Raw genomic sequence first — 11,585 nt, 5'->3', positions numbered from 1 at the left:
GCTGAATCGTGGAGAACCTGATTGCGCTGCTCATCGCGGCGCCTCTGCTGGGAGCGGCCGTCCTGCTGTGCGGCGGGCGGCGCCTCGACAAGGCCGGGCCCCTGCTCGGCACGCTGCTCGCGGCCGCCTCCTTCGTCATCGGTGCCGCCCTCTTCGCCGACATGCTCGGCAGGAGCGCGGACGACCGGGCCATGTACCAGCACCTGTACACCTGGATCCCGGTCGAGGGCTTCCAGGCGGAGATGGCCTTCCAGCTCGACCAGCTGTCGATGACCTTCGTGCTGCTGATCACCGGTGTCGGCTCGCTGATCCACGTGTACTCGATCGGGTACATGGAGCACGACGAGCGCAAGCGCCGCTTCTTCGGATATCTGAACCTGTTCCTCGCGGCGATGCTGCTCCTGGTCCTCGCCGACAACTACCTGCTCCTGTACTTCGGCTGGGAGGGCGTCGGCCTCGCCTCGTACCTCCTGATCGGCTTCTGGCAGCACAAGCCCAGCGCGGCCACCGCCGCGAAGAAGGCCTTCCTGGTCAACCGGGTCGGCGACATGGGCCTGTCGATCGCCATCATGCTGATGTTCACCACCTTCGGGACCTTCGCCTTCGGGCCGGTCCTGGCGTCGACCGGTGAGGCGAGCGAGGGCACGCTGACGGCGATCGCCCTGATGCTGCTCCTCGCCGCGTGCGGCAAGTCGGCCCAGGTGCCGCTGCAGTCCTGGCTCGGGGACGCGATGGAGGGCCCGACCCCGGTCTCGGCCCTCATCCACGCGGCCACGATGGTCACCGCCGGCGTCTATCTGATCGTCCGCTCCGCCGACATCTTCAACGCGTCGCCGGACGCCCAGCTCGTGGTCGTCGTGGTCGGCGCCGTCACGCTCCTCTTCGGTGCGATCGTCGGTTGCGCGAAGGACGACATCAAGAAGGCGCTGGCCGGTTCGACGATGTCGCAGATCGGCTACATGATCCTGGCGGCCGGCCTCGGCCCCATCGGCTACGTCTTCGCGATCATGCACCTGGTCACGCACGGCTTCTTCAAGGCCGGGCTCTTCCTCGGCGCCGGTTCGGTCATGCACGGCATGAACGACGAGGTGGACATGCGGCGTTACGGCGGCCTGCGGAAGTACATGCCGGTCACCTTCGTCACCTTCGGCCTCGGCTACCTCGCGATCATCGGCTTCCCGGGCCTGTCGGGCTTCTTCTCCAAGGACAAGATCATCGAGGCGGCCTTCGCCAAGGGCGGCACCGAGGGCTGGATCCTCGGCGCGGTCACCCTGCTCGGCGCGGCCATCACCGCGTACTACATGACGCGCGTGATGCTGATGACCTTCTTCGGCGAGAAGCGCTGGCAGGCCGACGAGAAGGGCGACCTGCCCCACCCGCACGAGTCGCCGAAGTCGATGACGGTGCCGATGATCCTGCTGGCCGTCGGGTCCGTGGCCGCGGGTGGTCTCTTCTCCATCGGCGACCGCTTCGTGACCTGGCTGGAGCCGGTGACGAGCTTCGAGCACGGACACCCGCCGATCGGCGCCGGAGCCATCACCTCGGCCACGGTCGCGGTCATGGTGATCGGCGTGGGGATCGCCTACCTCCAGTACGGACGCAGGCCCGTCCCGGTCACCGCCCCGCGCGGCTCGCTGCTTACCCGGGCCGCCCGCCGCGACCTGCTCCAGGACGACTTCAACCACGCCGTCTTCGTCACGGGCGGCACGCACCTCACCCGCTCGCTCGTCTACGTCGACCACACCCTGGTCGACGGGGTCGTCAACGGCACCGCCGCCTCGGTCGGCGGTCTCTCCGGCCGGCTGCGCAAGCTGCAGAACGGCTACGCCCGCTCCTATGCGGTCTCCATGTTCGGAGGTACGGCGGTGCTGATCGCCGCGACCCTGCTGATGAGGGCGGTGTAACTGCCATGTCATTCCCGCTTCTCACGCTGACGGCAGCGGTGCCGGCGGTCGGTGCGATCCTCACCGCCGCCGTGCCCGCCGCCCGCCGTACCGCGGCCAAGTGGCTGGCGCTGCTGGTCTCGCTGGTCACCCTGGTGCTCGCGGCGGTCGTCATGGTCCGCTTCGAGCCCGGCGGCGACCGGTACCAGCTCGTCGAGTCCCACTCCTGGATCAAGGACTTCGGCGTCCGCTACGAACTGGGCGTGGACGGCATCGGGGTGGCGCTGATCGCGCTCACCGCGCTGCTGATCCCCTTCGTGATCCTGGCCGGCTGGCACGACGCCGACCCCCTCGAGACGAAGTCCAGCCGCTGGCGGCCGACCCAGGGCTTCTTCGCCCTGATCCTGATGGTCGAGGCGATGGTGATCCTCTCGTTCGAGGCCACCGACGTCTTCCTCTTCTACATCCTGTTCGAAGCCATGCTCATCCCGATGTACTTCCTCATCGGCGGCTTCGGCGACCGGGCCCACGCGGGCTCGGACGAGAACGCGGCGGCCCAGCGTTCGTACGCGGCCGTCAAGTTCCTGCTGTACAACCTGGTCGGCGGACTGATCATGCTGGCCGCCGTCATCGGGCTCTACGTGGTCGCGGGGAACTTCTCCCTCACCGAGATCGCCGAGGCCCGGGCGAGCGGCCAGTTGGAGATGGCGACCAACACCGAACGGCTGCTGTTCCTCGGCTTCTTCTTCGCCTTCGCGGTGAAGGCGCCGCTGTGGCCGCTGCACACCTGGCTGCCGAACGCGATGGGGGAGGCGACCGCCCCGGTCGCCGTGCTCATCACCGCGGTCGTCGACAAGGTCGGCACGTTCGCGATGCTCCGCTTCTGCCTCCAGCTCTTCCCGGAGGCCTCGCAGTGGGCGACCCCGGTGATCATCGCGCTCGCCCTGGTCAGCATCGTCTACGGCGCGCTCCTCGCGGTCGGCCAGCGGGACATCAAGCGTCTGGTCGCGTACGCCTCGATCTCGCACTTCGGCTTCATCATCATGGGCATCTTCGCGATGACCACCCAGGGCCAGAGCGGCGCGACGCTGTACATGGTCAACCACGGGATCTCGACGGCCGCCCTGATGCTGGTGGCCGGCTTCCTGATCTCGCGGCGCGGCTCGCGGCTCATCGCCGACTACGGCGGCGTGCAGAAGGTCGCCCCGGTGCTCGCCGGCACCTTCCTGATCGGCGGTCTGGCCACCCTCTCGCTGCCGGGCCTCGCGCCCTTCGTCAGCGAGTTCCTGGTCCTGGTCGGCACCTTCGCCCGCTACCCGGTGGCGGGCATCATCGCCACCACCGGCATCGTGCTCGCCGCGCTCTACACCCTCGTCCTCTACCAGCGGACGATGACGGGCCCGGTGGTGACGGAGGAGGTCCGGAGGATGCCGGACCTGCGGGTGCGGGAGCTGGTCGTGGTCACCCCGCTGATCGCCCTGCTGATCTTCCTCGGGGTGTTCCCGAAGCCGCTGACGGACATCGTGAACCCGGCCGTCTCGCACACCATGTCCGACGTCCAGCAGAAGGACCCCCAGCCCGCCGTGCCCACTCAGAACCTGGAGGCGGCCAAGTGAGTGCATCCGCCGTCGCGTCCGGCGCCGCGCCCGCTGTCCACAGCCTGTGGACGACGGCTGCCGAGCCGTTGACCAAGATCCCGGCACCCCACATCGAGTACGTGCAGCTCTCGCCCGTCCTCATCGTGGTCGGCGCCGCGGTCCTCAGCGTCCTCGTCGAGGCCTTCGTGCCCCGCCGGGGCCGCTGGCTCAGCCAGGTCTTCCTCAGCGTCCTCGCGCTGGTCGCCGCGTTCGCCGCGATCGTCGGCCTCGCCGCCGGCGGCTACGGCTCCACCAAGGCCCACATCGCGGCCATGGGCGCCATCGCCGTCGACGGCCCGGCGCTCTTCCTCCAGGGCACGATCCTGCTGGCCTCGCTCGTCGCCGTCTTCACCTTCGCCGAGCGCAGGCTCGACCCGGCCGACCACGGCCACCAGGTCGACTCCTTCGCCGCCGAGGCCGCCTCGGTCCCGGGAAGCGACCAGGAGAAGGCAGCGGTCAAGGCCGGGTTCACCACCACCGAGGTGTTCCCGCTGGCGCTGTTCGCCATCGCCGGCATGCTGGTCTTCCCCGCCGCCAACGACCTCCTGACGCTCTTCATCGCGCTGGAGGTCTTCTCCCTCCCGCTGTACCTGCTCTGCGCCGTCGCCCGCCGCAAGCGGCTCATGTCGCAGGAGGCCGCGGTCAAGTACTTCCTCCTCGGCGCCTTCTCCTCGGCGTTCCTGCTCTTCGGCATCGCGCTGCTCTACGGCTACGCGGGCTCCGTCTCGTACGCCACCATCGCGAGCGTCGTCGACGGCTCGGTCGGCTCGATCGACCCGGCGCTCGCCGGCACCATGGGCAACGACGCGCTGCTGCTCATCGGTTTCGCCCTGGTCCTCATGGGGCTGCTCTTCAAGGTCGGCGCCGTGCCGTTCCACATGTGGACCCCGGACGTCTACCAGGGTGCGCCGACCCCGGTCACCGGCTTCATGGCGGCCGCGACGAAGGTCGCCGCGTTCGGCGCGCTGCTGCGCCTGCTGTACGTGGTGCTGCCGGGCCTCACCTGGGACTGGCGGCCGGTCATGTGGGGCGTCGCGATCGTCACCATGCTGGGCGGCGCGATCGTCGCGATCACCCAGACCGACATCAAGCGGCTCCTCGCGTACTCGTCCATCGCGCACGCGGGCTTCCTGCTGGCCGGTGTCATCGCCGCCACGCCCACCGGCATCTCGTCCGTGCTCTTCTACCTGGGCGCGTACTCCTTCGTGACGATCGGCGCGTTCGCGGTGGTCACGCTGGTGCGGGACGCGGGCGGCGAGGCGACGCACCTGTCCAAGTGGGCCGGTCTCGGCCGCCGTTCCCCGCTCGTGGCGGCGGTCTTCGCGGTGTTCCTGCTCGCCTTCGCCGGAATCCCGCTGACCTCCGGGTTCTCCGGCAAGTTCGCGGTCTTCACGGCGGCGGCGGAGGGCGGCGCGGGCGCGCTGGTCGTCGTCGGCGTCATCTCGTCGGCGATCGCCGCGTTCTTCTACATCCGGGTGATCGTGCTGATGTTCTTCAGCGAGCCGAAGGCGGACGGCCCCACCGTCGCCGTTCCCTCGGCCTTCACGGCGGTCACGATCACGGTGGGTGTCGCGGTCACGCTGGTGCTCGGCGTCGCGCCGCAGTACTTCCTGGACCTGGCAGGCCAGGCGAGCGTGTTCGTACGGTAGGCGGAACGCCGTCAGGGCCCGGTCTCCGCTCGCGCGGGGGCCGGGCCCTGACGTGTGTGCGGGGCTACGGTGCCGGAACGATCCGGCCGGTCACCTCGCCGAGCGCGACCTGGGTGCCGTCCGGCCCCGGCGCCCACGCGGTGAGCGTGACCACGTCACCGTCCTCCAGGAACGTCCGCTTCCCGGTGGGCAGTTCGAGCGGGTCGCGGCCGTTCCACGTCAGTTCGAGGAGCGAGCCGCGCTGGTGCGTCTCGGGGCCGGAGACGGTGCCGGAGCCGTACAGGTCACCGGTGCGCAGCGAGGCGCCGTTGACCGTCATGTGGGCGAGCTGCTGGGCGGCCGTCCAGTACATCGTGGCGAACGGCGGCTCGGAGACGACCTCGCCGTTGATCTCGACCGTGATCCGCAGGTCGAAGCCGCCGGGCTCCTCGTCGGCGGAGTCGTCCAGGTACGGCAGCAGGTCGAAGTCCCGGGCCGGCGGCGCCGTACGGGCCGCGTCCAGGGCCTCCAGGGGGGTCACCCAGGCCGAGACGGACGTCGTGAACGACTTGCCGAGGAAGGGGCCCAGCGGTACGTACTCCCAGGCCTGGATGTCCCGCGCGGACCAGTCGTTGAGGAGCGTCAGACCGAAGACGTGCTCGCGGAAGTCGGCCAGCGGGACCGGGGTGCCCAGGGTCGAGGGGGTGCCGACGACGAAGCCGACCTCCGCCTCGATGTCCAGCTTCACCGAGGGGCCGAAGACCGGCGCCGGGTCGGTGGGCGCCTTGCGCTGCCCCGCGGGGCGCACGACATCGGTGCCGGAGACCACGACGGTGCCCGCGCGGCCGTGGTAACCGATGGGCAGGTGCTTCCAGTTGGGGGTCAGCGCGTCGCCGTCGGGGCGGAAGATCCGGCCCACGTTGGTGGCGTGGTGCTCGCTCGCGTAGAAGTCGACGTAGTCCGCGACCTCGAACGGCAGATGCAGCGTGACGGAGTCCAGCGGGTGCAGCAGCGGCTCTATGACGGGTCGGTGCGCGGGCACGGTGACCCAGCCCGTCAGCGCCCGGCGGACGTCGCGCCAGGCGGTGCGGCCGGCGGCGAGCAGCGGGTTCAGGCTCGGCCGGTCGAGCAGCGCGGCGTAGGGCGAACCGAGCGCGTGGGCGGCGGCCCCCGCGTCGAGGACATGGCCGCCGATGCGGACGCCGACCCTCCGCCGGTCGGGCTCGTCGGCGGGTGAGAAGACGCCGTACGGAAGGTTGTGCGGGCCGAAGGGATCGCCTTCGGCCAGATCGAGCGGGGACTGCTCGGGCATCGGTGCTTGCCTCGCTTTCCACGGGTGTGGGGGACACGTTACGGGGCGGGCCGCGCGGCGCGGATGACATGGGTCACAGAGAAAGTGAGGCCTCCGTGCACAACTGTCCAGGTTCGCCTGTTTTATGCGTCCTGTGTGCGGGCTGCGGGGTCTGAGCGCGCTCAATTCCCCCTTTTCCAGGGGCTTATGCGGGTCATACGATCGTGGCAACGTCGCACCGCGTGAGGGTTTCCGCAGGCGCGACCCCCCTTCTTTTTCTTCACCGACCACTCCTGACCAGAAAAGGTCCACCTTGAAGATCCGCCGTATTCTCGCGACGGCCGTGGCCGCCGCCGTGACGACTCCCGTCGTCTTCCTCTCGGCCGCCCCGGCGTTCGCCGACACCAAGCCGTCCGCTCCGTCGCAGACGCAGGAGCAGGAGCAGCAGCCGACGATCGAGGAGCTGCAGAAGAAGGTCGCCGAGGCGCAGAAGGCGTACGACGCCGCTGTGGTCGCGTACGACGCCTCCCAGAAGGCCCTCGACGCGCTCGACAAGCCCGACCACCTGCTGCAGATCGCCGTCGCCGACGCGAAGAAGGCGGCGGAGAAGGCCACCCTCGACAAGACGGCGGCCGACCAGGCCGTGGTGGACGCCCAGGCCAAGCTGGACGCCGCCGTCACCGACGAGGAGAAGGCCGCCGCGCAGACGGTTCTCGACGAGGCGAAGACGAAGGCCACCACCGCCGCCACCGCCAAGACCACCGCCGACGCGAACGTCACCAAGGCGAACACGGCCCTGGAGAGCGAGCAGGCCGAACTGTTCAAGAAGACCGGCGAGGCCAAGACCGCCAAGGACGAGGCCCTCAAGGTCCTCGACGCGGCCAAGAAGGCGCTCGCCGACGCCGAGCCGCCGCACCCCGACTGCGTGAACGTCAGCGAGCAGCTGAAGGTGACCCTGACCGGTCCGACGAAGGTCGTCGCCGGCACCAGCGTCGACTTCAAGCTCCAGATCACCAACGGCACCGGCAAGAACCTCGACTCCGTCTACGGGATGACCGGCCTCTACGACCTCGGTGAGAAGGACACCCTGGCCGACCACACGGAGCTCAAGTGGGGTCCGGAGAACGCCGAGTGGGAGAAGCTGGACACCGAGTTCGGCTTCATCGACCTCGGCGAGCTCGACAAGGGCGAGAAGGTCGACCTCCTGGTGCGGATGACGGTCGATGCCAAGGCCCCGAAGACCGAGGGCACGTTCATCGCCGACTTCGGTTACGACAACAAGGACGGCTCCTGCGGCTTCGCCGAGGAAGGGGCCAGGACCGAGTTCCAGGTCGACGCGAAGCCCGGGGACCAGTCCACGACCGGCGGCACCACCGGCGGCGGCAACACCGGCACCACCCAGCAGGGCGGCACCTCCACCACGTCCGTGACGACCACCGGCCAGCTCGCCAACACCGGTTCGAGCGACGTCATGCCGCAGTTCGCCCTCGCGGGCGCCGCGGCCGTGGCCCTCGGCGCCGGCGCGATGTTCGTCGTCCGCCGCCGCAAGGCCGGCGCCGACGCCTGATCCGAGCGGTGACCAGGGGGCTCGCGTTCCGTACGGAGCGCGAGCCCCTTTCCCTTCCCGCTCAACCCGCCGTACGCGGAATGCGTTTCTCCCACGTCCGGTGGAAGGCGACCTCGTCGCCGCGTTTGCACACCACCTCGTTCGACGTGAGGAAAGCGTCCGCGTCGCAGGAGATCTCCGAGCGCGACTCGACCGTCACGTCCCACGCCATCTCCGGCCGGTGCAGCCGGATCGACCAGTCCGAGCGGGTGCGGGCCGACAGCGGGTCGTCCTCGACGATCGTGTACGTCTCCAGGGCCTCCTCGGTGAACTCCAGACCGTCCGGATAGACCCGCGTACCGCCGTACCGGGGGTCGACCTCCAGCCGCCACTCGCCCCTGGCCACGTCCCGCACCACCAGCCGCTCCGGGCGGGGTTCCTCCAGCGTCTCCGGGACGCTCACGCCCAGCGGCTCGGACTGCTCAGGCGGCTCCCACTCGACCGCGTCGTCCGTGCGGCGGCGGACCGGCAGTGTCAGGTGCGAGGCGACCGGGTCGAGGGTGAAGCCCGCCGCGTCCGGCTGGGGCCAGATCCACGGCCAGTACGCGGAGGAGACCGCGAGGCGGACCCGGTGGCCGGGCGGGAAGGTGTGGCCGATGCCGTTCAGCTCGAAGACGAAGTCCTCGGCCTCCCCGACCTGCGCCTCCACGGCCCGGTCGCGGCCGTAGCGGGCGGAGAAGTTCAGCACCCCCCGGGTGACCAGGGTCGAGGAGCCGTCCGGAGCGATGTCGCACAGCCGGGCGATCACCTGTCCGGTGGGGGCGCCGGCACGGAGGGAGAGGCTCACCCGCGGCCGGCCCAGGATCTCGATCGGCTCGCCGTCCTCGGGCACGGGGAAGTCGAAGCAGGCCGAGTGGGCGTCCTCCTCGCGCTGGTCGGGCGGCAGGTCGGCGTCGTTGCCGAAGGGGAAGAAGCGCCCCGCGTCCAGGCCGGTCTGCTGCGGGGAGTCGACGACGACCGGTTCGCCCTGGAAGGCGTACGTGACGGGGCTGACGTTCGGGGACGGCCAGGCCGGGTCGGCGACCCAGCGGCCCGGCAGCTCCTCGTAGACGGTGGCCGGCGGATGCGAGGCGCTGATCCAGGAGCGCAGCAGCGGCTCGGCCATCACGTCGTTCTCGACGCCCTTGAGGTGGTGGTCCCACCAGCGCAGGGTCTCCTGGAGGAAGCCGATGGCGGGCCCCGGCGGCAGACCGCGGTCCGGGTACTGGTGCGACCACGGTCCGATGATCCCGCGTACCCGGTCCTGGGGAAGGTGCTCCACCAGCCGGAGCACGGTGTCCCGGTACGGGTCGTGCCAGCCGCCCACGGCCAGGACGGCGGAGCGGACGGCCTCGTACTCCTCGCAGACGCTGCCGTGCCTCCAGTACGCGTCCCGCGTCTGGTGGGCGAGCCAGGTGTGGGCGAAGGGCTCCACGGCCTCCAGACGCCGCAGCCACATCTCGCGCCACTGTTCGCCCACGTACTTCGGGTCCGGCGGCCGGCAGACGAAGGCGAGCATGGTCGCGGCCCAGGCGTGCATGTCCACGGCGAGCACGGAGCCGCCCATGTAGTGGACGTCGTTGTCGTAGCGGTCGTCGGTCGAGCAGACGGTGACGACCGCCTTCAGCGGCTCGGGGGCGAGGGCCGCGATCTGGAGCGAGTTGAAGCCGCCCCAGGAGATCCCGAACATGCCGACCTTCCCCGTGCACCAGGGCTGCTCGGCGAGCCAGTTCACCACCGCCACGCCGTCCGCCAGCTCGACGGCGTCGTACTCGTCGCCCGGCAGGCCCTCGCTGTTGCCGTGCCCGCGTACGTCGACGCGTACGGAGGCGTAGCCGTGCCCGGCGTACCAGGGGTGGCGCTGCCAGTCGCGGGGCGCCGTCCAGTCGGTGAGGCGGTACGGGAGGTACTCCAGGAGGGCGGGTACGGCCTCCTCGGTGACCGGGCGCCAGATCCGGGCGTACAGCCTCGTGCCGTCCGGGAGCGGGATCCGGACGTCCTCGTGGGTCGTCTCGTACGGGAAATCGGTACGGATGCGCATGGCGGACCAACCTCAGTGGACGGGGTGCATGGTGCGGCGCAGCCAGGGCGCCATGGCGATCACGACGAGGCCGACGGCGACGGCGATGGCTCCGTTGACGCCGAAGTAGGCAGGCTTGGAGACGTCGTCGTACAGCTTCACCGTCTGCGCCTGGATGCCGTTGGCGAGCGCGAGGGAGAGGAACCAGAGGGACATGGTCTGGCTGGAGAAGGCCTTCGGCGCGAGCTTGCTGGTCGCCGACATCCCGGAGGTCTCCAGGAGGACGTCGCCGAGGCCGAGCAGCAGGTACGAGCCGACGATCCACCAGGCCGCCATCTTGTACGTGTCGTCGGCGTGGCCCGAGGTCGGCAGCACCATCAGCAGGAACGACAGACCGCCGAGGATCACCCCGAAGGCGATCTTGTTGGAGACGTGCGGCTGTCTGTGTCCCATCCGCACCCAGACGGCGGCCACGACGGGCGCGAGCGCCACCTCGAAGGCGCCGAGCGCGGAGGCGTACCAGCTGGCCGGGAAGTCGAAGCCGAGGATGGTGGTGCGGGCGTTGGTGGAGGCCAGCAGGATCATCGTCGAGTACGCCTGGAAGAGGATGAAGTTGAAGGCCACCGAGGCCAGGAAGAGCACGATGTACGGCCGGAGGCGGCCGCGCTCCTCAGGGGTGACCCGGGGGCTCCGGAACATCACCCAGAAGTAGACGACCGGGGCGATCACCGAGATGAGCGTCAGCAGGTCGACGAAGCGGTCCATGGTCAGCCAGCCGACGGCCGCGAGCACCCCTCCGAGGACGCCCACGACGACCACGCCCAGGATGATCGTCCGGACCGCCCGGCGCATGGCGTCGGGGGCGAGCGCGAATTCGGCCGAGTGCTTGCGTCCGGCCAGGTGACGGCGGCCGAGGACGTACTGGAGCAGGCCGAGGGTCATGCCGACGGCCGCCGCCGAGAAGCCCCAGTGGTAGCCCTGGTGGTCGGCGAGCCAGCCCGTGATCAGCGGGCCGGCGAAGGCGCCGATGTTGATCGCCATGTAGTAGAGGGCGAAGCCCGCGTCGCGGCGGTCGTCGTCGGTGGCGTAGAGCTTGCCGACCATGGTGGCGACGTTCGGCTTGAGCAGGCCCGTGCCGGCGCTGATCAGGCCGAGTCCCGCCCAGGTCATCCCGGCCGTCGGCACCGCCATGGAGTAGTGGCCCAGCGCGATCAGGATGCCGCCCCACAGGACGGCCCGGTAGGAGCCGAGGATGCGGTCGGCGAGCCAGCCGCCCGCGACGGAGACGAGGTAGACGAGGGTGCCGTACGCGGCGGCGACGGACGCGGCCGTGCCCGGATCCATGCCCAGACCGTCGTTCGCGACGCTGTCGGCGAAGTAGAGCACGAGGATCGCCTGCATGCCGAGGAACGAGAACCGCTCCCACACCTCCAGCCCCGAGAGGGTCAGGAGCCCCTTCGGCTGGCCGAAGAAGGCATGATCGTCCTCGGGCGGTGGCTGCTCGCCGTTCGTGTCGCTGTCGATCGTTGTTCGGGACAAAG

Annotated in this window: 7 protein-coding genes; 4 read left to right on the top strand and 3 right to left on the bottom strand. The window is 70.1% G+C overall.

All coding sequences use genetic code 11. The features are described from left to right. The first annotated feature begins 8 nt into the window (after positions 1-8). From nuoL to nuoN, 3 genes are read left to right on the top strand one after another with little or no spacing between them, the layout of a single operon-like run. Positions 9-1,904 carry an NADH-quinone oxidoreductase subunit L gene (gene nuoL, locus M5362_RS22620; RefSeq protein WP_260229521.1) on the top strand — a complete coding sequence of 632 codons (1,896 nt, stop codon included), beginning with the start codon at positions 9-11 and terminating at the stop codon, positions 1,902-1,904. Positions 1,905-1,909: 5 nt separating this feature from the next. Beyond that, positions 1,910-3,499, top strand: coding sequence for an NADH-quinone oxidoreductase subunit M (locus M5362_RS22615; protein WP_260229520.1), 1,590 nt, complete (start codon positions 1,910-1,912; stop codon positions 3,497-3,499). After that, positions 3,496-5,169, top strand: coding sequence for an NADH-quinone oxidoreductase subunit NuoN (gene nuoN, locus M5362_RS22610; RefSeq protein WP_260229519.1), 1,674 nt, complete (start codon positions 3,496-3,498; stop codon positions 5,167-5,169). Before M5362_RS22615 ends, nuoN begins: the two co-directional genes overlap by 4 nt. A gap of 64 nt (positions 5,170-5,233) precedes the next feature. On the opposite strand, the gene fahA is transcribed toward nuoN, so the two are convergent. Beyond that, entirely contained in the window at positions 5,234-6,460 is a 1,227-nt protein-coding gene (gene fahA / locus M5362_RS22605) for a fumarylacetoacetase (RefSeq protein ID WP_260229518.1), read from the bottom strand. 292 nt (positions 6,461-6,752) lie between these two features. Between fahA and M5362_RS22600 the strand changes: the two genes are divergently transcribed. After that, entirely contained in the window at positions 6,753-8,006 is a 1,254-nt protein-coding gene (locus tag M5362_RS22600; protein ID WP_260229517.1) for an LPXTG cell wall anchor domain-containing protein, read from the top strand. Between the two features lie 61 nt (positions 8,007-8,067). Here M5362_RS22600 and M5362_RS22595 read toward each other — a convergent pair whose 3' ends face one another. Together M5362_RS22595 and M5362_RS22590 are read right to left on the bottom strand one after the other, a co-directional pair. After that, positions 8,068-10,065 (bottom strand): CocE/NonD family hydrolase, encoded by a 1,998-nt coding sequence (locus tag M5362_RS22595; protein WP_260229516.1) that lies wholly within the window; start codon positions 10,063-10,065, stop codon positions 8,068-8,070. A 12-nt stretch (positions 10,066-10,077) separates the two neighbouring features. Then, positions 10,078-11,583, bottom strand: coding sequence for a peptide MFS transporter (locus M5362_RS22590; RefSeq protein ID WP_260229514.1), 1,506 nt, complete (start codon positions 11,581-11,583; stop codon positions 10,078-10,080). Between the last annotated feature and the right edge of the window lie 2 nt (positions 11,584-11,585).

This window comes from Streptomyces sp. Je 1-79, assembly GCF_025195125.1.
In the GTDB taxonomy this organism is placed as follows: Bacteria; Actinomycetota; Actinomycetes; order Streptomycetales; family Streptomycetaceae; genus Streptomyces.
This window is presented reverse-complemented; position numbering and strand designations above follow the sequence as displayed.